This is a genomic window from Streptomyces sp. NBC_00386, from assembly GCF_036063235.1.
GTDB lineage: Bacteria > Actinomycetota > Actinomycetes > Streptomycetales > Streptomycetaceae > Streptomyces.
Window position 1 is genome coordinate 5,146,497 of record NZ_CP107950.1, and the last position, 22,520, is coordinate 5,169,016.

Annotated in this window: 28 protein-coding genes and 1 pseudogene; 24 read left to right on the forward strand and 5 right to left on the reverse strand. The window is 69.8% G+C overall.

Annotated features, from left to right (window positions below; translation table 11 throughout):
* Window positions 1-6 precede the first annotated feature (6 nt).
* A complete protein-coding gene (locus OG780_RS22690) occupies window positions 7-825 on the reverse strand; it encodes a winged helix-turn-helix transcriptional regulator (RefSeq protein ID WP_326786971.1) in 819 nt (272 codons plus the stop codon).
* Window positions 826-1,077: 252 nt separating this feature from the next.
* Here OG780_RS22690 and OG780_RS22695 point away from each other — a divergent pair, with 252 nt between their 5' ends.
* The 9 genes from OG780_RS22695 to OG780_RS22730 all read left to right on the forward strand — a co-directional run bounded on the left by OG780_RS22695 (window position 1,078) and on the right by OG780_RS22730 (window position 7,140).
* Complete coding sequence (locus OG780_RS22695) at window positions 1,078-1,956, forward strand: alpha/beta hydrolase family protein (protein WP_328450921.1); 879 nt, start codon at window positions 1,078-1,080, stop codon at window positions 1,954-1,956.
* A gap of 87 nt (window positions 1,957-2,043) precedes the next feature.
* On the forward strand, window positions 2,044-2,298 hold the full coding sequence (locus OG780_RS22700; protein ID WP_037622382.1) for a MoaD/ThiS family protein: 255 nt from the start codon (window positions 2,044-2,046) through the stop codon (window positions 2,296-2,298).
* Window positions 2,299-2,306: 8 nt separating this feature from the next.
* Window positions 2,307-3,482, forward strand: a complete 1,176-nt coding sequence (locus tag OG780_RS22705; protein WP_328450924.1) for a hypothetical protein — start codon at window positions 2,307-2,309, stop codon at window positions 3,480-3,482.
* A 169-nt stretch (window positions 3,483-3,651) separates the two neighbouring features.
* Window positions 3,652-4,395, forward strand: coding sequence for an LmeA family phospholipid-binding protein (locus OG780_RS22710; RefSeq protein WP_328450926.1), 744 nt, complete (start codon window positions 3,652-3,654; stop codon window positions 4,393-4,395).
* A 436-nt stretch (window positions 4,396-4,831) separates the two neighbouring features.
* Complete coding sequence (locus OG780_RS44670) at window positions 4,832-4,912, forward strand: putative leader peptide (protein WP_350310325.1); 81 nt, start codon at window positions 4,832-4,834, stop codon at window positions 4,910-4,912.
* A 153-nt stretch (window positions 4,913-5,065) separates the two neighbouring features.
* Window positions 5,066-5,911, forward strand: coding sequence for a sulfurtransferase (locus OG780_RS22715; protein ID WP_261702083.1), 846 nt, complete (start codon window positions 5,066-5,068; stop codon window positions 5,909-5,911).
* A gap of 30 nt (window positions 5,912-5,941) precedes the next feature.
* Window positions 5,942-6,229, forward strand: a complete 288-nt coding sequence (locus tag OG780_RS22720) for a DUF1416 domain-containing protein (RefSeq protein ID WP_054232391.1) — start codon at window positions 5,942-5,944, stop codon at window positions 6,227-6,229.
* Between the two features lie 236 nt (window positions 6,230-6,465).
* On the forward strand, window positions 6,466-6,729 hold the full coding sequence (locus OG780_RS22725) for a DUF3099 domain-containing protein (protein WP_328450930.1): 264 nt from the start codon (window positions 6,466-6,468) through the stop codon (window positions 6,727-6,729).
* A gap of 15 nt (window positions 6,730-6,744) precedes the next feature.
* Window positions 6,745-7,140 carry a VOC family protein gene (locus OG780_RS22730; protein WP_328450932.1) on the forward strand — a complete coding sequence of 132 codons (396 nt, stop codon included), beginning with the start codon at window positions 6,745-6,747 and terminating at the stop codon, window positions 7,138-7,140.
* A 48-nt stretch (window positions 7,141-7,188) separates the two neighbouring features.
* Here the strand turns inward: OG780_RS22730 and OG780_RS22735 are convergent, their stop codons facing one another.
* Complete coding sequence (locus OG780_RS22735; RefSeq protein ID WP_328450934.1) at window positions 7,189-7,551, reverse strand: DsrE family protein; 363 nt, start codon at window positions 7,549-7,551, stop codon at window positions 7,189-7,191.
* A gap of 287 nt (window positions 7,552-7,838) precedes the next feature.
* On the opposite strand from OG780_RS22735, the gene OG780_RS22740 reads away from it, so the two are divergent.
* From OG780_RS22740 to ygfZ, 7 genes are all read left to right on the forward strand, one after another.
* Entirely contained in the window at window positions 7,839-8,561 is a 723-nt protein-coding gene (locus tag OG780_RS22740; protein ID WP_328450936.1) for a hypothetical protein, read from the forward strand.
* Entirely contained in the window at window positions 8,558-9,436 is an 879-nt protein-coding gene (locus OG780_RS22745; RefSeq protein WP_328450938.1) for a hypothetical protein, read from the forward strand. Before OG780_RS22740 ends, OG780_RS22745 begins: the two co-directional genes overlap by 4 nt.
* Window positions 9,433-10,428 carry a hypothetical protein gene (locus OG780_RS22750; protein WP_328450940.1) on the forward strand — a complete coding sequence of 332 codons (996 nt, stop codon included), beginning with the start codon at window positions 9,433-9,435 and terminating at the stop codon, window positions 10,426-10,428. Before OG780_RS22745 ends, OG780_RS22750 begins: the two co-directional genes overlap by 4 nt.
* 95 nt (window positions 10,429-10,523) lie before the next feature.
* Entirely contained in the window at window positions 10,524-10,664 is a 141-nt protein-coding gene (locus OG780_RS22755) for a hypothetical protein (protein ID WP_328458783.1), read from the forward strand.
* Window positions 10,665-10,689: 25 nt separating this feature from the next.
* A complete protein-coding gene (locus OG780_RS22760) occupies window positions 10,690-11,265 on the forward strand; it encodes an FABP family protein (RefSeq protein ID WP_328450942.1) in 576 nt (191 codons plus the stop codon).
* A 76-nt stretch (window positions 11,266-11,341) separates the two neighbouring features.
* On the forward strand, window positions 11,342-11,785 hold the full coding sequence (locus tag OG780_RS22765) for a Fur family transcriptional regulator (RefSeq protein WP_328450944.1): 444 nt from the start codon (window positions 11,342-11,344) through the stop codon (window positions 11,783-11,785).
* Between the two features lie 88 nt (window positions 11,786-11,873).
* Entirely contained in the window at window positions 11,874-12,839 is a 966-nt protein-coding gene (ygfZ, locus tag OG780_RS22770; protein ID WP_328450946.1) for a CAF17-like 4Fe-4S cluster assembly/insertion protein YgfZ, read from the forward strand.
* Window positions 12,840-12,842: 3 nt separating this feature from the next.
* Here ygfZ and dtd read toward each other — a convergent pair whose 3' ends face one another.
* Entirely contained in the window at window positions 12,843-13,268 is a 426-nt protein-coding gene (gene dtd / locus OG780_RS22775; protein WP_328450948.1) for a D-aminoacyl-tRNA deacylase, read from the reverse strand.
* A gap of 194 nt (window positions 13,269-13,462) precedes the next feature.
* Between dtd and OG780_RS22780 the strand changes: the two genes are divergently transcribed.
* The 3 genes from OG780_RS22780 (at window position 13,463) to OG780_RS22790 (ending at window position 17,120) form a co-directional block, all read left to right on the forward strand.
* Complete coding sequence (locus OG780_RS22780; protein ID WP_328450950.1) at window positions 13,463-14,119, forward strand: RsiG family protein; 657 nt, start codon at window positions 13,463-13,465, stop codon at window positions 14,117-14,119.
* 337 nt (window positions 14,120-14,456) lie between these two features.
* Window positions 14,457-15,431 (forward strand): asparaginase, encoded by a 975-nt coding sequence (locus OG780_RS22785; RefSeq protein ID WP_328450952.1) that lies wholly within the window; start codon window positions 14,457-14,459, stop codon window positions 15,429-15,431.
* Window positions 15,432-15,833: 402 nt separating this feature from the next.
* Window positions 15,834-17,120: a GNAT family N-acetyltransferase gene (locus OG780_RS22790; protein ID WP_328450954.1), complete on the forward strand. Its 1,287-nt coding sequence runs from the start codon at window positions 15,834-15,836 to the stop codon at window positions 17,118-17,120.
* A gap of 177 nt (window positions 17,121-17,297) precedes the next feature.
* Here the strand turns inward: OG780_RS22790 and OG780_RS22795 are convergent, their stop codons facing one another.
* Entirely contained in the window at window positions 17,298-17,483 is a 186-nt protein-coding gene (locus OG780_RS22795; RefSeq protein WP_328450956.1) for a hypothetical protein, read from the reverse strand.
* Between the two features lie 216 nt (window positions 17,484-17,699).
* Between OG780_RS22795 and OG780_RS22800 the strand changes: the two are divergent.
* Window positions 17,700-18,329 (forward strand): annotated as a pseudogene (locus OG780_RS22800) (winged helix-turn-helix domain-containing protein); the annotation flags it as partial.
* A 43-nt stretch (window positions 18,330-18,372) separates the two neighbouring features.
* On the opposite strand, the gene OG780_RS22805 reads toward OG780_RS22800, so the two are convergent.
* Window positions 18,373-18,567: a hypothetical protein gene (locus OG780_RS22805; protein ID WP_328450958.1), complete on the reverse strand. Its 195-nt coding sequence runs from the start codon at window positions 18,565-18,567 to the stop codon at window positions 18,373-18,375.
* 189 nt (window positions 18,568-18,756) lie between these two features.
* Between OG780_RS22805 and OG780_RS22810 the strand changes: the two genes are divergently transcribed.
* The 4 genes from OG780_RS22810 to OG780_RS22825 all read left to right on the forward strand — a co-directional run bounded on the left by OG780_RS22810 (window position 18,757) and on the right by OG780_RS22825 (window position 22,453).
* Complete coding sequence (locus OG780_RS22810) at window positions 18,757-19,641, forward strand: winged helix-turn-helix domain-containing protein (RefSeq protein WP_328450960.1); 885 nt, start codon at window positions 18,757-18,759, stop codon at window positions 19,639-19,641.
* On the forward strand, window positions 19,641-20,378 hold the full coding sequence (locus OG780_RS22815) for an HAD family hydrolase (RefSeq protein WP_328450962.1): 738 nt from the start codon (window positions 19,641-19,643) through the stop codon (window positions 20,376-20,378). Before OG780_RS22810 ends, OG780_RS22815 begins: the two co-directional genes overlap by 1 nt.
* Before the next feature lie 276 nt (window positions 20,379-20,654).
* Entirely contained in the window at window positions 20,655-21,725 is a 1,071-nt protein-coding gene (locus tag OG780_RS22820) for an aminoglycoside phosphotransferase family protein (protein WP_328450964.1), read from the forward strand.
* A 68-nt stretch (window positions 21,726-21,793) separates the two neighbouring features.
* Window positions 21,794-22,453, forward strand: coding sequence for an HAD family hydrolase (locus tag OG780_RS22825; RefSeq protein ID WP_328450966.1), 660 nt, complete (start codon window positions 21,794-21,796; stop codon window positions 22,451-22,453).
* Window positions 22,454-22,520: the final 67 nt, after the last annotated feature.

Genomic DNA, 22,520 nt, shown 5'->3' on the forward strand with positions numbered 1-22,520 from the left:
ATTGACCTACCTCTGGGCAGGGCGTACGGCGGCTTCCTGCGGCTCCACGGCGGCCTGCGCCGGGGCGGCGGCGTCCGTGCGCGCCGTCTCGTCCGCATCCTCCGGCTTTGGCTGTGCCGCTTTGGCCTTCGCCCCGTCCGCGGCGCGCTCCACCTTCTCCGGGGTAACGAATCGGTAACCGACGTTCCGGACGGTTCCGATCAGCGACTCGTGCTCGGGTCCGAGCTTCGCGCGCAGCCGCCGTACGTGGACGTCGACCGTCCGCGTACCGCCGAAGTAGTCGTAGCCCCAGACCTCCTGGAGGAGCTGGGCGCGGGTGAAGACGCGGCCCGGGTGCTGCGCGAGGTACTTCAGGAGCTCGAACTCCTTGAAGGTCAGGTCGAGGACCCGGCCCTTGAGCTTGGCGCTGTAGGTCGCCTCGTCCACGGAGAGGTCGCCGTTGCGGATCTCCATCGGGGAGTCGTCGTTGACGATCTGCTGGCGGCCCATCGCGAGCCGCAGGCGTGCCTCGACCTCGGCGGGGCCCGCCGTGTCGAGGAGGACGTCGTCGATGCCCCAGTCGGCCGTGACGGCCGCGAGGCCGCCCTCGGTCACGACGAGGACGAGCGGACAGCCGGGTCCCGTGGAGCGCAGCAGCTGGCACAGGCTGCGCACCTGCGGGAGGTCACGGCGTCCGTCGATCAGGATGACGTCGGCACCGGGGGTGTCGACGAGAGCCGGGCCTTCGGCCGGCGCCACGCGCACGTTGTGCAGCAGCAGGCCGAGAGCGGGAAGCACCTCCGTCGACGGCTGAAGGGCGTTGGTCAGGAGCAGGAGAGAGCTCATCGAGCCTCACCTGCTCGGGTCGTCCTGCCTTCGTGCACGGTTCGCTCGCCCATAACGTCTGGTTCCTCCTCGGTCCCTGCGAGGACGTTTGCGGCACTGCTCGGTACTTGCGGCTCCCGCGCCTCAAGGATCCGCTGCGCCTTGGCGGCCCGTACACCTGCGGTTTCCCGCTTCGTATACAACGCTTCCGAAAGCACAAAAGGACCCGGGGGCTACTCTGCCCGAGTCCTCATGCCCAGCAGAATAGCCCACATGAGCTCAGGTCCGGCAGGTCAAGTGACGCGATCTTTCAAAAGTCCACGCCTTGAGACAACGCCACGCGTCCCTTCGCGGACGTTTCTGCGCACGGTCGACGGTGTGACGATCGATGCGGCGTACGACCCCGGAGCGGAGTCTTCCGGTGACCTTGCGTTCATCGTCGCACACGGATTCACGGGCGGTCTGGACCGTCCGCACGTCCGCCGCGCGGCCGGCGTCCTCGCCCGGGAAGGGGCGGTGGTCACCTTCTCCTTCCGCGGTCACGGCGGATCGGGCGGCCGTTCCACGGTCGGTGACCGTGAGGTCCACGATCTGGCGGCGGCGGTCGCCTGGGCGCGTGAACTCGGGCACACCCGGATCGTGACGGTCGGCTTCTCGATGGGCGGCTCGGTGGTGCTGCGGCACGCGGCGCTCTACGGCGGGAAATCCGCGGGTGGTGAGCCGGTGCCCGGCCTGGAGCACGAGGGGCGCACGGAGGCGCGTACGGACGCGGTGGTGTCGGTGAGCGCGCCGGCCCGCTGGTACTACCGGGGTACCGCCCCCATGCGACGGGTGCACTGGCTGGTGACCCGTCCGGCGGGCCGGATCGTGGGCCGGGTCGGTCTGCGGACCCGTATTTACCACCGGGACTGGAACCCGGTGCCGGCGTCCCCGGTCGAGTGCGTCCCGCACATCGCGCCGACGCCGCTCCTCATCGTCCACGGTGACCGGGACGGCTACTTCCCGGTCGACCACCCGCGCATGCTGGCCGAGGCCTCCGGCGGGCACGCCGAACTGTGGCTGGAGCACGGCATGGGGCACGCGGAGAACGCCGCCGCCGACGGCCTGCTCGGCCGTATCGCGGGCTGGGGCGCCGCCCATGCGGGAATTTGACGACAGGGCCTAGCCTGGCGGGGTTCACGCAAACAGGTGCGCGGACACGAGAGCAAGAGCACACCAGATCGCTGATTGAGGAACGAGATGGCAAAGGGCACGGTGCGTTACTGGGCCGCCGCCAAGGCCGCGGCAGGCGTCGGCGACGAGCCGTACGACGCCGGCACGCTCGCCGAGGCGCTCGACGCGGCCCGCGAACGGCACCCCGGTGAATTCGTCCGCGTCCTGCGGCGATGCTCGTTCCTGATCGACGGTGATCCCGTGGGGACCCGCGGGCATGAGACGGTACGGCTGGCCGAGGGCGGCACGGTCGAGGTGCTCCCGCCGTTCGCAGGAGGGTGAGCGAGACGATGAGCAACCAGCCGTACGAGGGTCGCCGCGAGGAATACGACCCGTATCAGCAACCGCAGGGGCACCCGTCCCAGGAGCCCCGGCAGCACGCCGACTGGCCGCAGCACACCCAGCAGTGGGAGGGGCGGACCTGGGAGACGCAGGCGCAGGCACCGGTCCAGGAGGCCGACACCTCGTACCCGCCTCCGCGGGGTTACCAGACCTACGGTGAGTCCCAGGAGTACGGCGGCGTCGCGGGGGCGACCCTGCCGCCCGAGGCTCCGGCGCAGCCGTGGAACCCGGACCACGCTCCGGCCGCCGGCGGCCCGGCGGACCCGTCCCGCCCCGGCGGGACGCTCCGTGACAGCGGGACCCTGCCCGAGAGCGTGAGCGAGGCCGGCGTCGCCTACGGACCCGCGACGGTCACCGGGCAGAGCCGGATCACCGACGCGCAGCGCGCCCGCGCCGAGGGACGGTCGCCGGTCATCGAGCCGGGCATCCAGCCGGCCGCGCTGACGGCGCTGCTCGCGCTGCTGCTCTCGGGGACGGCGGCGATCGGGGAGTACGCGCTCGTCGTGCCGCTCGTCCTGCTCCAGGCCGTCACCGCGGCCGGCTGGTTCCGGCTGAACGGGATGTGGCCCGCCCGGCAGGGCATCGCGCTGGCGTTCCTGGGCGCGGTGACCGCCGACGTGGCGCTGCTCGTCGCCGGCCGGGAGAACGCGCCCGCCGCGATCCTCGGCACCCTCGGCGTGTGGGTCCTGCTGACCCTCGTGCTCCAGCTCCGCAGCCACGCCGACCCGGACACCCGGATGTACGGCCTGATGGCGACCGTCGTCTCCGCGGCGCTGTCGATCATCGCGACCGGTCATCTGGCGGCCGAGCCGGACGCCGTCACGGTGGGCGCGGCCGCGGTCGCCGCGGCGATCCTGGCCCGCGCGTTGCCGCTGCCCACGGCGGCCTCCGTGGTCGTCGCGCTGCTGGCCGCCGCGGGCGCCGGCATCGCGGTCGGCGGGATGACGGACCTCGGCACGCAGGGCGCCTTCCTCGGCCTCGGCGCGGGTGTCTGCGCGCTGATCGGGCACCGGGTGGCGAGCTACGACTACCCGTCCCGTTTCGTCCACTTCACCGCGGGTGTGGCGCTGCCGCTGGCCGCCGCCGCTCCGGCGGTCTACCTGCTCGGCCGCGCGCTGGGCTGACCGGCCGGTCGGGCGGCCGGTTGCGGTCGTGCGGCCGCTCGAATTCGTCACAGGTGATCAACAACCACCTTGAAGGGCCCCCGATTCGGGGGCCCTTCGGGGTTAGGCTCGCGTTCGGTGGCCACTCGGCCGTCCAGACGGGGCCGTCCCATGTGGGGGAACAACGAGCATGCGCGCACTGCGAATATCCCTGATTCTGTTAGTCGTTCTCGGCGGACTGTTCGTGCTCGCCGACCGGGTGGCCGTCGGGTTCGCGGAGGACGAGGCGGCGGACCGGATCAAGAGCACGGAAGGCCTCACCGCCACCCCCGACGTGTCCATCGAGGGCTTCCCCTTCCTGACCCAGGTCCTCGGCGGCGAACTCGACGACGTGAAGATCGGCATCAACGACTACGAGGCGTCGACGGGCGGTACGGGCTCCTCCGCGGACACCATCCGCATCGACGACCTCGACGCCGAGATGCACGGTGTCGCCTTCAGCGGTGACTACAGTTCGGCCACCGCGAACAGCGCCACGGGCACCGCGTCGATCTCGTACGCCGAACTGCTCAAGGCAGCCAAGCCCGAGCCCGTGGACGTCGGATTCGGGATCAAGACCCAGGTCACAGGCCTCTCCGACGGTGGTGACGGCAAGGTCAAGGTCGCCGTCGAGGTGACCGTCCCCGGCTCCAAGGCGGCCAGGACGCTCTCGGTGCTCAGCTCCGTGACCGTCTCCGGCGACACGGTGAAGGTGCACGCCGATTCCCTGCCCAAGCTGGGCGTCCAGCTCGCCGAGGGCCGGATCCGCTCGATCACCGACTTCCAGCAGAAGATCGAGCAACTGCCGGGCGGTATCAAGCTCGACAAGGTCGAGGCGGCTCCGGACGGCGTCGACATCTCGGTGAAGGGTTCGGACGTCAGGCTGGTGGGGTAGTAGCTCGACCGGACCGGCGGGGTCGCAGGCAGCTGTCGAAGGCAGCGGTTCGAAGGTTCCGGCTACCGGTCCGGTCAGGGGCGGCGTAACGGTTTGAGCGGCCCGGGCCGGCGTGAGTGTGCCGCAGGTCCTGGTCGGCGTGGGTGTGCCGCCGGGCAGATGGGCGAGTGTGCCGCCGGTCAGATGGCTGAGCGTGCCGCCCCGGTCAGGGCCGGTCCGGACCGGCGGGAGGTCCCTCCGGCGGGGGCGTTGTCCGAAAGGCGAGACAGCCCCGTCCGTACCGCAGATGGGCTGCCGAGACGGAGACCGGCACGGGGCCCCGGAATCCGTGCGGAGCGGGCTCCAGGGTCCTTCTCGTTTCACAATGCGGACGATCGCGTCTCAACATCCGACACACCGGTGACATGCCCGCCTGTCCGTCCCTACGATCGGACCCATGAAGCGACAGGCGGACCTCACGAAGCGGCGGGCAGTAGACCTGTGCCGCGTCGCCGCCATGCTCTGTCGCACCTTCTGAGCGGAAGCGTTCCGTCTTCCGCGAGCCGGGCCCCTGGACCTCTCTTGTCCGGGCCACGATTGCGCCGCGCAGCCCTCACCGGCATGCAGCACCGCACCGCGCACCCTCTCCAAACGCACCACCCCGCCGCAACTGCCCCGGAGGAGAACGAGCATGAGCCGCAGCGACGTCCTGGTAGACGCCGATTGGGTCCAGGACCACCTGGACGACCCGAACGTGGCGGTCGTCGAGGTCGACGAGGACACCTCGGCGTACGAGAAGAACCACATCAAGAACGCCATCCGGATCGACTGGACCAAGGACCTCCAGGACCCGGTCCGCCGTGACTTCATCGACCAGGAGGGCTTCGAGAAGCTCCTCTCCTCGAAGGGCATCGGCAACGACACGCTGGTCGTCCTCTACGGCGGCAACAACAACTGGTTCGCGTCCTACGCCTACTGGTACTTCAAGCTCTACGGCCACGAGAACGTGAAGCTGCTCGACGGCGGCCGCAAGAAGTGGGAGCTCGACTCCCGCGACCTGGTCGACGGCTCGCAGATCCCCGGCCGCGCCGCGACCGCGTACAAGGCCAAGGCCCAGAACACCTCGATCCGCGCCTTCCGTGACGACGTCGTCGCCGCGATCGGCTCGCAGAACCTGGTCGACGTCCGGTCGCCCGACGAGTTCAGCGGCAAGCTGCTCGCCCCGGCGCACCTGCCGCAGGAGCAGTCGCAGCGTCCGGGCCACGTCCCGAGCGCCCGCAACATCCCGTGGTCGAAGAACGCCAACGACGACGGCACCTTCAAGTCGGACGACGAGCTCAAGGAGCTCTACGCCGCCGAGCAGGTCGACCTCGCCAAGGACACGATCGCCTACTGCCGCATCGGTGAGCGTTCCGCGCTCACCTGGTTCGTGCTGCACGAGCTCCTCGGTGTGCAGAACGTCAAGAACTACGACGGCTCCTGGACCGAGTACGGCTCCCTCGTCGGCGTGCCGATCGAGCTCGGCGCCAACAAGTAACCCCCAAGGCCTGAAGGACGGAATCGAAATATGTGTGGAGCGAAGGCCGGCGGCCCCGACGCCTCGACGATCAAGCCCGGTGAGACCACGATCCAGGGCCAGGTGACCCGCGACGGCGAGCCGGTGACGGGCTACGTCCGTCTGCTGGACTCGACCGGCGAGTTCACCGCGGAGGTCCCCACCTCCGCGACGGGTCAGTTCCGCTTCTACGCGGCCGAGGGCACCTGGACCGTCCGCGCGCTGGTCCCCGGTGGCACCGCCGACCGCACGGTCGTCGCCCAGACGGGCGGCCTCGCCGAGGTCGCGATCGCCGTCTGAACGGCGGACCGCCGTCGATGACGGCAGTCGACTGAACGGCCGAAGGGCCGCACCCCCGGGGGTTGGACGCTTACCGGATCGGGGTGCGGCCCTTCGGCTTGCCCGCGCGACACCCACGTCGCCCACCCGCCCGGCCGTGCCCTTGTGCCCCGGCCTGTGTTCCGGCCCGTGCCCGCCGACCCTACGAGGCCCGTCGGCACTGCGCCGGACGGGTTGTCCGGGCCTACGCTGGTGGTATGTACGCGCGCAGGCGTCATCTGTATTTCGCCATGATGGGGACGTGCGTCGTGCTGTTCGTCCTCGCCTGGGCAGTCGTACGGCTGTGGTCGGTCCCCGCGGCCGTCGCCATGTGCGTGGTGGCCATGCTGATTCCGCCGGTGGCCGCGATGGTGGCCAACCGGCGGGGGCCCGAGGACCGATGGTGGGACGACCCGTCCGGGGACCCGAAGTCCGACGAGTGGTGGGACGAGCTGGACGGCAAGAAACGGCGGCAGCAGTAGGAGCGGAAAGCGTCTATGTCGCGTACGAGGTTGTCCACCGTGGTGCTCGACGCGCCCGATGCCCATGAACTCGCCGATTTCTACCGGAGGCTGCTCGGGTACGAGGTGCGGGCCGAGGAACCCGACTGGGTGCTCATCGGTCCGCCGTTCGGAGAGGTCGGGCTCGCCTTCGAGACCGAACCGCTCTACACACCGCCGGTGTGGCCCGCCGGTCCCGGCGACCAGCGGATGATGCTCCATCTCGACATCGAGGTCGACGACCTGGCCGAGGAGACCGTCCGTGCCGTGGAGCAGGGCGCCCGGCTCGCCGAGCATCAGCCCCAGGACGACGTACGGGTGCTGTTCGACCCGGCGGGCCACCCCTTCTGTCTCTGGGTGGACACCCGCGCGCGGCGCAGACGGGGTCCGTAGCGGCGCGCGGAGCGACGGTGAGGAGCGCCCCCGTCGGCGGAACGCCGGTCAGTAGACCAGCGCCTGCGTCCCGTCCGCCATCGCCTCCTGCACGAACACCTGCGCACCGGCGATCCGTACGCCCTTCAGGACGTCCTTCTCCGTGATGTCGCGCCGGGCCGCGCACTGGGTGCACAGGGTGATGCGCCCAGCCGCCAGGATCGAGTCGATCAGATCGGGCAGCGGTGCCGCGTGCGGCAGCTCGAACCCGGCGGCGCGGCCCGGCAGAGCGAACCAGGAGGACTCGCCGGTCAGCCAGAGGGAGACCTCCACACCACTGGCCACGGCCACCGCGGCGACGGTGAACGCCTGTGAGCACCGCTCCGGGGCGTCGGCCCCCGCCGTCACCTTGATCACGAGCTTGTTCGCCATGGCCGCCATGGTAGTCCGAGGTAATCCGAATCGTGATCAACATCCGTGCAACCTCATGTACCAGCCATGGGTCTGCTGTGCGCGCGGATACGGAATCCGCACTTCACGTTCTGTGGGGGGACGTCTTGGTAGTACCAGAAGGACCCGAAACACCGGAAAGACCGAGTGTGCCCGACGACGCGCCGGTTGTTGATTCCGGTACGACACCCGCCGAGCAGCCGGTTCCTGCAGCTCCGGTGGAGTCGGTGGACTCGGTGGCGTCCGAGTCCGTAGAGGCTGTCGCGCCCGTGTCATCGGATGATGTTCCGTCAGGGTCGCGGCCCCGTCGGCGCGGTCGTACGACCCTGCTCATCGCCACGGCCGCCGTGCTCGGTCTCGTCGCCGGTACCTGCGCCGGATATCTGGTCCAGGCCGACCGTGAGCCCACCAAGCTGCCCTCGCTGTCGCAGCCGGTGGTGGCCCACGCCAAGGGCGAAGGCTCCGAGCCGCTGTCCGCCGCCCAGGACCACCGGGTGAAGACGGACGGCGACCTGCGCAAGCTGCTGCTCTCGCGGCCGAAGGGCACGAAGGCGCTCCCATGGGCGCCGGAGGAAGACGGCTGGCTGGACCTCGCCGGCTACGCGGACACCCTGGACCATGCGGACCGGGAGTTCGGCGACCTCGTCGGCTCGGAGTTCCGCCGGGCCGCCGCGGTCAGCTGGGCCGTGGGCGACACGTACAACACCGAGATCCGGCTGGTGCAGTATCGCCAGGAGGAGAACCTCGGCGCCTCGGACCGGGCGAGCGGCTGGAACGTGGAGGACACGAGCGGCTGGCCCGTTCCCGGTGCGGGCGACGGCATGGTCTACCTCTTCAAGCCGGAGAGAAAGGCGGGATACCTGCCGTTGTACAAGGCGCAGGCGTCCGCGTCACGCGGGGACATCGCCATGGAGATCTGGATCTTTGGCTCCAAGCCGATCCCGAAGTCGAAGATCATGGACCTGGCCAAGCGGCAGTTGGAGCGGCTGTGAACGAGCGACCTGTCAACCCGGAGGATGTGGAGTCCGTCCCGGAGCCGGCCGTGTCCGATGCCGATGCGCCTGAAGCGGCCCCGGCCGAGGTGATTCCGTCGGAGGCCGCGCCCGTGAAGAGGCGTGTCCGTCGCGGCCGTGTCGCCGCCGTCGCCGGTGCCGTGCTGCTCGCGGGAGCCGTCGTCGCGGGCAGCGCCTACACCGTGGTGACTGTCCAGGACGCCGACCGCGATGCGGGCGCGCCGTCCTGGAAGTTCCCGAAGGCGGACCGTCACGAGGCCGGGACGGCGAAGTCCGCCTCGCCGCTGGCCGCCGTACTCGTGCCGTACAGCGACAGTTGGAGCCGCGGTCCGGACATCGCAGGGTTCGGCTCCGACACCGCGCTCAGCGGGGGCAAGGCCGCCGCCCTGCGCAAGCAGTCGATCCACGACCTGCCCCGCACCCAGCGGCGCCGGATCGAGAAGGAGATCGACAAGCAGCACACCAAGGGCATGGCGATGCGCAGTTACCTGAGCACGTCGCAGGCGAGCGACTCGACGCTCTATGCGGCCAGTGCCTTCACGGTGAGCATCGAGCTGATCCAGATGGAGGACAAGGCGGCGATCCGGGACAGGTCCACGTTCCAGAACGAGTTCCTCGACGCCCTCAAGATCTTCCGCGCCGGGCCGAAGATCGAGGGCCACAAGAACGCCAAGTGCTTCCTGCCCCCCAAGGACAGGAAAGAGAAGCTCGACACGATGATCTGCTCCGCCTACGAGGGCGACGTACAGGTCACCGTCACCGCGTACGCGGCCAAGCCGTTGAACACCAAGGGGGTCGCGCAACTGCTCCGTGAGCAGCTCGACCGCATCAAGGAGCCGGGGGAGGCGGTATGAGCGAGCAGACGACACCGGTCGACGACGTGAATCCGGTCGAGGACGCTGCACCAGTCGGTGAGACGGTCGCGGCCGAGGACACTGCACCGACCGGTGCCCCGATCTCGGTCGGTGATCCGGCCCCGGTCGGAGACGGGCATCCGGTCGAGGACCCGTCCGCGGCGCCGCCGCTGCCCCCGGCGCCGCCCTTGAGCGCCCTGCCTCAAGAACCTCCGGTCAAGGTCAGGAAGGACCGCCGGGTGCTGCGTGCCGTTCTGCGCTGGACGGCCGCCGCCGTGGTCTTCGCGGCGGTCGGCTCGGCGGCCGCGTACGGCATCACCGGCATGGAGCGCACCGACGTACCCGGTCTGGAGACAAAGGCCGACGGACGCTGGGACTACCCGACGATCGTCAAGCCGCCGCTGCCGTCCGGCAGCCCGGGGCCGTTCGCCGAGTCCAACAAGGCGGGCGTCCACTCCGCCGACCTGCGCAAGCTCCTGCTCCCCGCCCCGAAGGGCGCCAAGGCGGACCCGGCGCTGCGCGGCGAGGACGGCTGGCTGGCGAAGAAGTCCTTCGTGGCGCAGTACGCGGAGAAGACGGACCGGGACACCATCGGCCAGCTGCTGACCGACTACGCCCTGCGGCACGTCGCCGCACGCGGCTGGACCACCGCCGACGGCACGCACACGCAGATCTATCTGCTCCAGTTCGACACCGCCGCCGTCGCGGAGGACCTGGTCACCAACAAGGTGGCGTACTACGACTCCCCGCAGTACGCCTTTCGCGGGGCCGAACTGACCGAGCGGGACGAGGCGTTCCCGGAGCGGGCCGCGGTCGACCAGATCACCAGGTACGTGTACACGGAGAGCAAGCCGTACGGCGCCGAACACGTCCGTGAGGCCTATCTGTCGGCCGGTGACGTCGTCGCCCTGGTCGTGCAGTCCCGCAAGGGCTCCGCGCGGGCGATCCCCTTCCAGCAGACGGTGGTTCTCCAGAGTCAACTGCTCGGCTGAGTGTGAAGGCCCCGACAGGGCCCACCTGGAAGAGAGCGCCGGGCCCCGGCCGCGTAAGCTGGGGCCCGGCTTTTGTGTACTCCCCCATCTCGGCTGTGCCCGAGCGGGGACCCGTTCCGCTCACCGAGGAGCACCCCGTGGAGATCTTCTTCGAAACCCTGCTGGCCCTGGTCTGCGTCGGCGTGCTCGCCTTCGCCGCGCTGACCGTGAAGAAGCTGTACCAGGGCCAGCGCTGACCCCCACCAAGGAACTGTTCAGCTCATGATCGAGATCCCGTCGGACCTCCACAAGGACCTGGTCCCCCTTGTCTTCCTGCTCGGCGACTGGGCCGGAGTCGGTGTCCACGACTTCCCCGGCTCCGAGAAGTGCAACTTCGGGCAGGAGGTCAGCTTCACGCACGACGGGCGGGACTTCCTGGAGTACCGCTCGCACAGCTGGGTGCTCGACGAGAACGGCGAGAAGGTCCGGCCGCTGGAGACGGAGACCGGCTTCTGGCGCGTCGACGCCGAGCGCAAGGTCGAGGTCGTGATGACCCGCGACGACGGCGTCGTCGAGATCTGGTACGGCGAGCTGGCCGACAAGAAGCCGCAGATCGACCTGGTCACCGACGCCGTGGCCCGCACCGCCGCCTCCGGTCCCTACAGCGGTGGCAAGCGCCTGTACGGCTATGTGAACAGCGACCTCATGTGGGTCGGCGAGAAGGCGACCCCCGAGGTCGAGCTGCGTCCCTACATGTCCGGGCACCTGAAGAAGGTCGTCACGCCGGAGGACGTCGAGCGCTGGGCGAAGGACCTGCCCGACGACATGCCGGACGACGGGATCGCCTTCTTCAAGTAGGAGGCCGCCGCCCGGTCCCGAGCCGCCGTACCGTTCCCCAGGGCGGTGCCCACCGGAATGGTCCTAGACTTCCAGTGTGGTGAGCACCGACTGGAAGAGCGACCTCAGGCAGCGCGGCTACCGGCTGACGCCTCAGCGCCAGCTTGTCCTCGAGGCAGTGGACACCCTGGAGCACGCGACCCCCGACGACATCCTCGGCGAAGTGAGGAAGACGGCGTCGGGGGTCAACATTTCCACGGTCTACCGGACCCTGGAGCTCCTGGAGGAGCTCGGGCTCGTCAGCCATGCCCATCTGGGACACGGCGCGCCGACCTACCACCTGGCCGACCGGCACCACCACATCCACCTCGTCTGCCGCGACTGCTCGAACGTCATCGAGGCCGACGTCTCCGTCGCCGCCGAGTTCACCGCCAAGCTCCGGGAATCCTTCGGCTTCGAGACCGAGATGAAGCACTTCGCCATCTTCGGCCGCTGCGCGGACTGCCAGGCCCAGCAGCCCCAGCAGTCCCAGCAGAACTGACAGAGCCGGCAGAACTGACAGAGCCGGCAGAACTGACAGAGCCGGCAGAAATAAAATCGGTGACCGCGCGGTCGTAGTGTGTATGTCCATGAAGAGTTCCCTCCTGTCCCTGCCCGGCGCCGTTCCCGCCGAGGGCGTGGACGAAGGCGTCGCCGCCCACTACGGCGACCTGTTCCGTGAGCAGCGCGCGCTCGCCGACGGCGTCGGCTTCGTGGACCTCTCCCACCGCGGTGTCGTCACCGTCACCGGGGACGACCGGCTGGCCTGGCTGCACCTCCTGCTCACCCAGCACGTCACCGACCTCCCGGCCGGCCAGGCCACCGAGGCGCTGATCCTCTCCGCGAACGGCCACATCGAGCACGCGCTGTACCTCGTCGACGACGGCACGACGGTGTGGATGCACACGGAACCCGGCACCCAGGAGGCGCTGGTCGCCTACCTGGAGTCGATGATCTTCTTCTACCGGGTCGAAGTCGCCGACCGCACGGCCGACTTCGCGGTCGTCGAGCTTCCGGCCGGTTCGATCGCCGAGGCCCCCGAGGGCGTCGTCGTCCGCGAGACGCCGTACGGCCGTGATCTCTTCCTGCCGCGCGCGGACCTGGACTCCTGGGCGGAGAAGGCCGGACCGCCCGCCGGACTCCTCGCCCACGAGGCCCTGCGCGTCGAGCAGCACCGGCCCCGCCTCGGCTTCGAGACCGACCACCGCACCATCCCGCACGAGCTGGGCTGGATCGGTACCGCGGTGCACCTCCAGAAGGGCTGCTACCGCGGACAGGAGACGGTCGCCCGCGTCCAGAACCTGGGCAAGCCCCCGCGCCGCCTGGTCTTCCTGCACCTCGACGGCAGCGAGGTCGTCCTGCCCCCGCACGGCACCGAGCTGCGCGTCGCGGACGAGGCCCCCGACGGCCGGACGATCGGCTTCATCACCACATCCGTACGCCACCACGAACTCGGCCCGATCGCGCTGGCCCTCGTGAAGCGGAACGTGCCCGTGGACGCCCCGCTGATGGCGGACTCGACGGCGGCGGCCCAGGAGGTCGTCGTCGAGCCGTAGGGCTCACATCTCCAGGAGGACGGTGAACGGGCCGTCGTTCGTCAGCGAGACCCGCATCCGGGCGCCGAAACGGCCCGTTGCCACCGTGGCGCCCAGAGCGCGGAGCTGGGCGACGACCTCCTCGACGAGGGGCTCGGCCACATCGCCGGGGGCGGCCGCGTTCCAGGTGGGGCGGCGCCCCTTGCGCGCGTCGCCGTAGAGCGTGAACTGGCTGATGACGAGCAGCGGCGCGTCGATGTCGGAGCAGGACCGCTCGTCGGCCAGCATCCGGACGGACCAGAGTTTGCGGGCCAGTTGGGCCGCCTTCTCCTTGGTGTCCTCGTGGGTGACCCCGACGAGGACGCACAGGCCCTCACCGCTGATCTCGCCGACCGTCTCGCCGTCCACGACGACGCTCGCGCCGTCCACTCTCTGCACCACCGCACGCATGCGGACCATGATGCCGTGTCATGGTCCCGTCGCGCGGTGCGGGCCCTTCGCGTGATTTTCCGGGGTAACCAACCCGCCATCTGGGGCTGATCGGGTCACTCGGTCACATAGCGGCCATCTGGGGTGGCACCATGCGGGGTGTTGCGGTCCGGCCGTTGGGCGGACCGCGCCGGTCGAGGGGACGGTAGAGGTACATGAGCACATCGAGGACCGGGCAGCAGACCGGAGCCGTGTCATTGACCCGCACGAGCGCACGGGCGGAGGCGATGACCGCCCGGCCGCCGGTGCAGCGCACCGACAGCGGCCCGCTGGCGGCGGATCCGGCCCCGACCGGCATCACCGTGCTCCGGCTGCCCGAACTGCGGACGCTGCGCCGGGACGCCCAGCGGGACGAGGCCGACCTCAGCTATGTCCGGCGGCTGCTCCAGGGACGCATCGACATCCTGCGCGCGGAGCTCGCGCGCCGCGGGGAGCACCGGATGCCCGCCCCGGCCTCCGGACACCTCTCGGCCGTGGGCAGGGGGAAGCCCTCCGTCGTCGAGCGGCTCTCGGAGATCCTCACGGACGCGCCGGCCCGGTACCGCTCCTCGGCCCGCCATGTGACCGTGGGCACGCCGCACGGCGAGGAGTACCGGGCGCTGGCCGCCGACATGCTCGCCGAGGTGGAGCTGTCGGACCTGGAGGCCCGTACGGACGAAGAGCTGGGCGCGGGACTCGGCCGGCTCGTCCGTTACGAGCAGCAGGTCTCCCGGCGGCGCCAGCAGCTCCAGCGCACGGCCGACGATTGCAGCGCCGAGATCGCCCGCAGGTACCGTGAAGGGGAAGCACAAGTAGACGACCTGCTCATGTGACGTGGCGGTCCCGGTGATCCCGGGGCCGAGGGGCGCGCCGGAATCCAGGAGGCGCGCTTCCGCTCCGCGCGGGCGGGGGCGCGGTCCGGGACACGACCCGGCTCCCGCCTTCCGAGCGGGTCCCCGTTCCGGAAGGCCACCGCCGATGTCCGCAGCTCCCCGCACGCCCGAAGACCCGCCCATATCCGACGGCACACCGGGTGTACCGGCCTCACCCGGTACACCGGGTGTACCGGGTGTACCGGGTGAGGCCGGTACACCGGGCACCTCAGGCACCTCAGGCACCCCTGGCACGGCTCGTACGCCCGATACGGCCCGTACGCCCGGCACGGCTCCCGTGTCCGAGGGGGCTGCCCGGTCCGGCACGTCCGACGTGCTCCCGGTGCTCGCCGAGGTCGTCCGCTCCGGCTTCGTCGAGGGGCACCACCGCGGCAGCCTGGTGGTGCTGGCCGCCGACGGGACGGTCGAGCTGGCGCTCGGCGACGTGGCGGCACCCGTTTTCCCGCGCTCGTCGAACAAGCCCATGCAGGCGGCCGGCGTCCTGCGCGCGGGCCTCGACCTGGCCGGGGAACGCCTCGCCCTGGCCGCCGCGAGCCACTCCGGCGAGATCTTCCACCGTGACCTGGTCCAGAAGATGCTCGTCGAGCACGGGCTGGACGCCGGGCAGCTCCAGTGCCCGCCGGACCTGCCGCTGGACCCCGTCGAGGCCGAGACCTACCTCGCCTCCGGTGCCGTCCGCGACCGGGTCACCATGAACTGCTCCGGCAAGCACGCGGCGATGCTCGCGGTGTGCCGCAAGCGCGGCTGGCCCACCGAGTCGTACCTGGATCCCGGGCACCCCCTCCAGCAGTTGATCCACTCCGTGGTCGAGGAGGCCGCCGGGGAGCCCGTCGCGGCGGTCGGCACGGACGGCTGCGGGGCACCCCTGATGGCGATCACCCTCACGGGTCTCGCCCGTGCCTTCCGCTCCTTCGTCCTCGCGACCCCCGGTTCCGCCGAGCGCCGGGTGGCCGACGCCATGCGTGCCCATCCCGAGTACGTCGCCGGCACCCGGCGCCCCGACACCTGGCTGATGCGCGAGGTCCCGGGCGCCCTGTCCAAGATGGGCGCCGAAGCCGTCCAGGCGGTCGCGCTGCCCGACGGCCGCGCCCTCGCCTTCAAGATCGACGACGGCGGGGGCCGGGCACTGGGCCCCGTCCTGGCCCGCGCTCTGGGCCTGCTGGGCGTGGAGGGGCCGGTGGTGACGAGGATCGGCAGCGCGCCCCTGCTGGGCGGCGGCCGCGAGGTGGGGGAGATCCGGGCGGCTTTCTGACCCGGGGGCGGGTGTGCCGGACCTCGGATCCGCAGGGCCTTCCGGCCCGGGACCGGGGTGCGTCCGGCCGGGGGTCCGTATGGCCTTCCCGGTCCGGGACCGGGGTGTGTCCGGCCCGGGATCCGTGCGGTCCTCCAGCCCGGGGCCCGGGTGTGTCCGACCTGGACTCCGTGCGGTCCTCCGGCCCGGGGCCCGGGTGTGTCCGACCTGGACTCCGTGCGGTCCTCCGGCCCGGGGCCCGGGTGTGTCCGACCTGGACTCCGTGCGGCCCTCCGGCCCGTGATCCGTGCGGCCCTCCGGGGGGCCTGCCCGGGATCCGGGTGGGGAGAGGGAGGACCGGCCGGGAGGGGCCGTGCGGAAATCCGCGCGACACCCCGGCCGGGGTCCGCCTAGCGTGGCTCCATGACCCCGCATGACGCCCTCGACGCCACAGACGCCGCCGACCCGATCGACGTACGGCCGATCACCGCCTCCGACCTCCCCGACTGGCTGCGCGCCGTGAAGACGGGGTTCCTTCAGGAGCCGGTCGTCTCGGACGAGGACGTCGAGAACCGCAGATCGGCGTTCATCCTGGGGAGGACCCTGGGCGCGTTCGACGGCTCCCGCTGTGTGGCGACGTTCAGGTCGTTCCCGCAGGAGCTCACCGCGGTAGGCGGCGCGGCCGTCCCCGCGGACGCCATCTCCGCTGTGACCGTGTCGCCCACGCACCGCCGCCGGGGCCTGCTCACCCGCATGATGACCACCGACCTGGCGGCGGCGAGGGAGCGGGGCGATGTCGTCGCGACCCTCATCGCCGCCGAGTACCCGATCTACGGCCGCTACGGCTTCGGCCCCGTGACCACCACCACCGAGTGGACCGTCGACGTACCGCGCACCGGTCTCGACCCCCGCTGGGCAGGCCCGGCCGACGGCGGCCGTGTCGACCTCCTGGACGCCGAGGACGTCCGCAAGGCGGGACCCGAACTGCACGAACGGCTCCGGCGCGAGCGGCCCGGCGTGATCAACCGCGACACCCGCTGGTGGCAGATGAACACCGGCCTGCTGAGGTTCGGCGGCTTCCCCTGGAAGGAGCCGTTCTACGCCGCGTACCGCTCGGCGTCGGGCGAGATCGAGGGCCTTGTCTCCTACACCTCGGACGACAACTGGGGCGACTCCGGCCAGCCCCAGAACACGGCGGAGGTGAACTGGCTGCTCGCGGTGACGCCGGCGGCCGAGCGCGCCCTGTGGAGCTACCTCTGCTCGATCGACTGGATCACCCGGGTCAAGACCGGCCGGCGCGCCCCCGACGACCTGCTGCCGCAGTTCCTGCCGGACCCGCGCGCCGCCCGGATCACCACGCAGTCGGACTGGCTCTGGGTGCGGATCCTGGATGTCGTACGGGCCCTGGAGGCGCGGACGTACGGGAGCGCCGGGACGCTCGTGCTCGACGTGAGGGACGAGAGCGGACCGGACGGAGGCCGCTATCGGCTCCGGGCCGCGTCGGACGGTACGGCGACCTGCGCGCCGACCACCGAGGAGGCGGACCTGTCGCTGTCCATCGCCGATCTGGCGACGCTGTGGCTCGGGGACGAGTCCGCGGTGCGGCTGGCGGCGCTGGGCCGGGTCCGGGAACGGCAAGAGGGCGCCGCCCGCCTGGCCGACGCCCTGCTGCGGACGTCCAGGCGACCGTGGTGCCCGGACATCTTCTGAACTGCGGCTGCCTGTAGGGACGTTCTCCTTCCCGTGCGGGTGTCGACTGCTGCGACTGCGATCCGTAGCGATTCAGTTGTGGTGGTGCGGGTTGACGCGGTGGTGCAGACCGACCATGCTCCCGGCTCCCCTCCGGAGGGGAGCGTGGTCGGCCGGACTGGCGGACGTGGCGTCCGCTCAGCCGGACTGGGCGAGCAGCATCACGAGGATCACGGCCCCGATGCCGCTGACGGTGGCGTTCCGGGCCTTGAGCCCGACGGACAGTGCGACGAACGCGATGATGCCCATCGGTCCGTACTCCCACTGGACGAGTTGCTCGAATCCGATGGCCAGGGCGGCGATCGCGAGGGCGATGAGCGGCATGACGGTCCCTCCTTCGGGACGGGGAGACGGACCCCCGCTGAGGACCGTCCGCCCCGACCACCCGGCATCCAGGCGGAACTTAGGCGGCCAACCCTCCGGAAGTTTGACCATGTTGAGCAAGTTGGCGACCAACTCACTCTTGGTTATCTCCGTGTTGGGACGACTCATAACCATCCGTCCGGCAACTGCCAAAAGATGGCGGGAAGTTGTAGTGTTCTGGTTGTGGAGCCGGAGCATGCCGTCGTCAACGGACGGAACAGGTCACCACGGCCGCCGAGGTCACACCGAGAGGTGGCCGACGAGCTGCGCAGCCGGATCAGGTCCGGTCAGCTGCGGGCCGGCCAGCGCATGCCGACCCAGGCCAGACTGGCCGACGAGTTCGGTGTCGAACGCGGCGCGGTGCGCCAGGCGCTGCGCATCCTTCAGTCGGAGCACCTGCTCGTCAACGTGTCCAAGGGGAGCCCGGCGACGGTCGCGGACCATCCCGAGCGGGCTCTGACCGGGCCGCAGGACAAGCCGCAGTCCACCGTGGTGGCGCTCGCCCCGCGGATCACGGCGGCCTTCGAGGTCCCGCACGTGGAGATCGACGCGCTGTGTCTGACCGCCGTGTCGCTCACCCTCGCCATGGGCGAGCCGTTGCGCGAGATTCACGCGGGACGCATAAAACCGGCCAAGGTCGACGTCCGGGTGCTGCTTCCCAGCCGGGACATCGACCTCGCGTTCCCCGCCCCGGTCGACGACATGACGGACGACCGTCCGCGGCGCCGCTGGCTGGCCCAGCGCAACGCCCAGGTGCAGGTGCTGCGGCACAACCTGATGGCGCTGCGCGCCACGCACGGCATCGACTGGTTCAACGCGCTGTGGGAGACGATCAGTTCGGAACTGCTGATCACGAACTGACGGCCGGACCCGCCACCAGCAGGGCCAGGACGACGGCCCCGATGGTGCTGCACGTGGGGTTCTTCGCCTTGATCCCGATGGTGAGCAGCAGCAGTCCGACGATGCCCGTCGGGCCGTACCGCCATTGGACGAGTTGCTCGAAGCCGACGACGGTGACGGCGGAGAGGAGGGCGATGGCGGGCATGGTGGTTCCTCCTGCTTCTCTTCGGTGACCTGCTCGGGGTGCTCGGTGCCACGGATGGGCGAGGGGGAGGCAAAACTTCCGCCATCTTGGCCAAGTTGGCAACCAACTCTGGTTAGGTTGTCCCCACTTGGTAAGTGTCGATAAACAACTTTCGGGTAACTCCCCAAAGATGGGACAGAGTTGTACCGTTTGGTCGTGGCTCAGGAGAACGTTGTGGCGAGTGACAGCAGCAGAAGGCTTTCGCCCCAGGAGATCGCCGACGTCCTGCGGGAGCGCATCCGCACCGGCGAGCTGAAGGCCGGCGACCGTCTGCCCACCCAGGCGGAACTGGCCGACGAGTTCGGCGTCGAGCGCGGCACGGTCCGCCTCGCCCTGCGCGAGCTCCAGGAAGGAGGCCTGCTCAGCAACGTCAGCAAGGGCAGTCCGCCGCGGATCGCGGAAGTCGCTCCCACCCGGAACGGGCCCCAGCCGACCATGGTGGGCCTCGCCCCGCGTATCACCGAGGCGTTCTCCGTCCCCCATGTGCGGATCGACGCGGCCTGCCTCACCGCGGAGACGCTGATGGTGGCGCTCGGCGAGCCGGTCCGCCAGATCCACGACGGAAGGATCCGCCCGGAGCGCATCGACGTGCGGATCCTGCTGCCCAGCCGGGAGATCAACCTGGCGTTCCCCGTCTCCGTCGACGACCAGGGTGATGACGACCCCGTCCACAAGCGCTGGCTGGATCAGCGCAACGCCCAGGGCCACGTCCTGCGCCACAACCTCCAGTCCCTGCGCTCCTCCCACGGCATCGAGGTCCATGTGACCTTCCGGGCCCTGCCCTTCACCCCGCCGGTGAAGCTGTACCTGCTCAACGGGTCGAAGGCGCTGATGGCGTACTACACGATCACCAGGCGGGAGGAGGAGATCTCGGACGACGAGAAGCTGGACATGTACGACGCCCTCGGCACCGAGTCGCTGCTCTTCTCCTTCGAGAAGCAGGCAGGCGGCCGGGACGCCGCGTTCGTGGACGAGTCCCAGAAGTGGTTCAACGCCCTCTGGGAAACCATCACCAAGGACCTCAGACTCTCGTAGTGACTTCCGATACGACGCAGACTGATGCGGTGGCGACACAGACGGAGAACCTGCGGGACACGATCACCGGCGCGCGCTACGTGCTCTTCGACTTCGACGGGCCGGTCTGCCGGCTGTACGCGGGGCACGCTGCCGAGAAGGTGGCCAGAGATCTGGTCGAGTGGCTCGAACGGCAGGGGATGCCCAGGCTGTTGAGCCCGGAGGAGCGTGAGCACCCCGATCCGCTGGCGGTCCTGCACGCGGTCAACCGGCGGCGTCCGCGCAGCGACCTGGTGGCCGAGCTGGAGGAACGATTCACCCAGCAGGAGCTCAAGGCGGTGGACAAGGCCTGGCCCACCGAGTACGCCGACGCGGTGATACGGACCTGGAGGGCCGTAGGCGCCCGGCTGGCGATCGCCACAAACAACTCTGCTCGCACAGCCTCCCGTTACCTGGAAGGCCGCGGGCTGGCCGAATGCTTCGCGCCCCACGTCTACGGCCGCACCCGGAACCTGCACCACCTCAAGCCGGACCCGAACTGCCTCAACCGGGCCCTGAACGCCCTCGGCGCGGATCCGTCGAAGGCGCTCATGATCGGTGACGCCCCCTCGGATCTGCACGCCGCCCGGCGGGCCGGGGTCCCGTTCCTCGGCTACGCGCGTAACCCCGACAAGGAGAAACTGCTCCGGGATGCCGGAGCCGAGCACGTGGTGGTGTCGCTGAAGACGGTGCTGCAAGCCCTGTGGGGTCAGTTGTGATGGCCACGGGCTGTGCCCCGACGGGGTGAACCGTGCGACCCCCGCGCGGTGGCCCGCACGAGCCGTAGCCGCTGCTCAGTGCCCGCGTCACGACAGCGGGGAGGCAGCCCTTCACCTAGCGGACCAGCGCGCTGAGGAGCAGGTCTTCTGGAATTATGTCCATTCACGAGTGGCGACGGAGTACCGTTCTCCCTCTTTCTCTTTGGTTGCGGTTACGTGAGAGAACGGTCAATGTCACCCGAATCGGCTTCCTTGGCTCTGCGGCGAGCCGTTGAGGTGAGTGGCGACGCGGGAGTGGTCGAGGGACCACTCCATGGTTACCACCACGAGACGTATGTCGTTCCGCTGCCGGGCCGGCCGGGAGAAGCCGAACCGGTTCGCTGGAAATGCCGGGAGCCGCGTCCTGGGCTGCTGTGGTTCGACCGGCGCTGTTTCGCGTCCGAAGAACAGCTGCTCCGCGCTTTGGAGGGACGGATCGAGGGGATTCCTGATCTCATCCAGGCGGGTACCGTCGGTCTCCAACGGTTCATCGAGGGAAAGACGCTGGGGGCGATGTACGGATCCGGCGCCGAGGTCCCACCGCACCTCTGCGCACAAATCATAGGTCTCTTTGAACAGTTGGCCCGCGTACGCCCCGGTTCCTTTGCTACGGAACGGGCGTTTAATTCCACAGACCGGGCTGCAGGTGATGACACAGCCGTCTTTTTGGAGAAGCTCATCGCTTTCACGGAACGGATGGTGTACCTGCGGAATCAGCCTGCCTTCGGGGGGCTGTTCCGTGATCTGGGGTTGGGTGACATCTCCTTCCGAACGCTGCGCGAGCACGTTTCAGGACTGACCCGGCGTCCCTTCTGTCTGTTGCACGCCGATCTGCACCGCGAGAATTTCGTGGTTGACGCCGAGATGAGGCTCTGGACGATCGACTGGGAGTTGGCCATGTTCGGCGACCCGCTCTATGACCTGGCCACCCACCTCTACCTGATGCGCTACCCGGCGGAGCAGGAGACCCGGATGGCGGAGCGCTGGTGCGAGACCGTCGAGGACGTGGCTCCAGGCAGTTCGGCCGGGTGGGAGCGGGACCTGCCCAAGCTGCTCGACTACAAGCGCGCCCAGTCGGTGTTTACGGACGTGATACGCGCGGCACTCCAGTTGGATGCGCGATCAGATCCAGAACCGTTCACGCACGCGGGTCGGAAGATCAGTGAGGTGTTGCAGTCGGCTCGGGTGCCTTTGGCGCTCCCGAGCGTTCCGGATGCCGGGCAAGCGGCGGCGGCGTTGTACAGATGGAACGCGAAGTCCATGAATCAGGTGTCGGTGGGACGTCGTGAAACAGGACTGCCGGGTTGAGCGGGGGGAAGCTGAACGACCATGGTGCTGTCCGGGACACAGCGCAATACATGAGGCCCGGCGGATGCGTGCTCTTCGATTTCGACGGTCCGCTCTGCCGGCTCTTTCCGGACGGGTCCTCCGCGCCACTCGCGGAGGAGCTGCGCCGCATCGTTGTCGAACATGGCGCAGGACGGCTGCTCCTGGGGGAGGCCGGCACCTCGATCGATCCACAGGTGGTGCTGAAGACCGTCTACCGCCACTGCCCACGCAGTGCCCTGGCCGTGGAACTCGAAGATCGATTGAGTGAAGGTGAGGTGGCCGCGACTGCGATCGCGCAGCCCACGCCTGGCGCGGATCAATTCGTCCGCCAATTGGTGAAGGCCCGGGCGCGGGTCGCTGTGGTCACGAACAACGCGCCGGCCGCAGTCACCTCGTACCTGCGCAGAGTGCGCATGGACAGGTACTTCAAGAACCGCGTCTATGGCCGGACCGAAGATCCTGGGCGGCTCAAGCCGGACCCGGATTCGATCTATCGCGCGCTCGCCGGTTTGGGTGCCGATGCGTCCTACGCCTTGATGATCGGGGACATGCCTACGGACCTGTACGCGGCGCGTGAGGCGAAAGTGTCTTTTGTGGGTTTTGTTCGCGACGAAGCTGGGGCTGCCGAGCTTTGGGGTGCGGGCGCGGAACTTGTGGTGTCCCGAATGGAGTTGTTGTCGGCCGTCATCCCGCCGAACCCTTCCTGACTGTCCTCACGGCGGGCACCATGGTCGGGATCGTCTCAACAGGGTTGTCAACGGGGGGATTTGATGG

What these genes read in the sequence shown, in the direction of transcription:
- OG780_RS22690 (WP_326786971.1), bottom strand. Translation starts at nt 825, where the DNA reads ATGAGCTCTCTCCTGCTCCTGACCAACGCCCTTCAGCCGTCGACGGAG.
- OG780_RS22695 (WP_328450921.1), top strand. Translation starts at nt 1,078, where the DNA reads ATGAGCTCAGGTCCGGCAGGTCAAGTGACGCGATCTTTCAAAAGTCCA.
- OG780_RS22700 (WP_037622382.1), top strand. Translation starts at nt 2,044, where the DNA reads ATGGCAAAGGGCACGGTGCGTTACTGGGCCGCCGCCAAGGCCGCGGCA.
- OG780_RS22705 (WP_328450924.1), top strand. Translation starts at nt 2,307, where the DNA reads ATGAGCAACCAGCCGTACGAGGGTCGCCGCGAGGAATACGACCCGTAT.
- OG780_RS22710 (WP_328450926.1), top strand. Translation starts at nt 3,652, where the DNA reads ATGCGCGCACTGCGAATATCCCTGATTCTGTTAGTCGTTCTCGGCGGA.
- OG780_RS44670 (WP_350310325.1), top strand. Translation starts at nt 4,832, where the DNA reads ATGAAGCGACAGGCGGACCTCACGAAGCGGCGGGCAGTAGACCTGTGC.
- OG780_RS22715 (WP_261702083.1), top strand. Translation starts at nt 5,066, where the DNA reads ATGAGCCGCAGCGACGTCCTGGTAGACGCCGATTGGGTCCAGGACCAC.
- OG780_RS22720 (WP_054232391.1), top strand. Translation starts at nt 5,942, where the DNA reads ATGTGTGGAGCGAAGGCCGGCGGCCCCGACGCCTCGACGATCAAGCCC.
- OG780_RS22725 (WP_328450930.1), top strand. Translation starts at nt 6,466, where the DNA reads ATGTACGCGCGCAGGCGTCATCTGTATTTCGCCATGATGGGGACGTGC.
- OG780_RS22730 (WP_328450932.1), top strand. Translation starts at nt 6,745, where the DNA reads ATGTCGCGTACGAGGTTGTCCACCGTGGTGCTCGACGCGCCCGATGCC.
- OG780_RS22735 (WP_328450934.1), bottom strand. Translation starts at nt 7,551, where the DNA reads ATGGCGAACAAGCTCGTGATCAAGGTGACGGCGGGGGCCGACGCCCCG.
- OG780_RS22750 (WP_328450940.1), top strand. Translation starts at nt 9,433, where the DNA reads ATGAGCGAGCAGACGACACCGGTCGACGACGTGAATCCGGTCGAGGAC.
- OG780_RS22760 (WP_328450942.1), top strand. Translation starts at nt 10,690, where the DNA reads ATGATCGAGATCCCGTCGGACCTCCACAAGGACCTGGTCCCCCTTGTC.
- ygfZ (WP_328450946.1), top strand. Translation starts at nt 11,874, where the DNA reads ATGAAGAGTTCCCTCCTGTCCCTGCCCGGCGCCGTTCCCGCCGAGGGC.
- dtd (WP_328450948.1), bottom strand. Translation starts at nt 13,268, where the DNA reads ATGCGTGCGGTGGTGCAGAGAGTGGACGGCGCGAGCGTCGTCGTGGAC.
- OG780_RS22780 (WP_328450950.1), top strand. Translation starts at nt 13,463, where the DNA reads ATGAGCACATCGAGGACCGGGCAGCAGACCGGAGCCGTGTCATTGACC.
- OG780_RS22790 (WP_328450954.1), top strand. Translation starts at nt 15,834, where the DNA reads ATGACCCCGCATGACGCCCTCGACGCCACAGACGCCGCCGACCCGATC.
- OG780_RS22795 (WP_328450956.1), bottom strand. Translation starts at nt 17,483, where the DNA reads ATGCCGCTCATCGCCCTCGCGATCGCCGCCCTGGCCATCGGATTCGAG.
- OG780_RS22805 (WP_328450958.1), bottom strand. Translation starts at nt 18,567, where the DNA reads ATGCCCGCCATCGCCCTCCTCTCCGCCGTCACCGTCGTCGGCTTCGAG.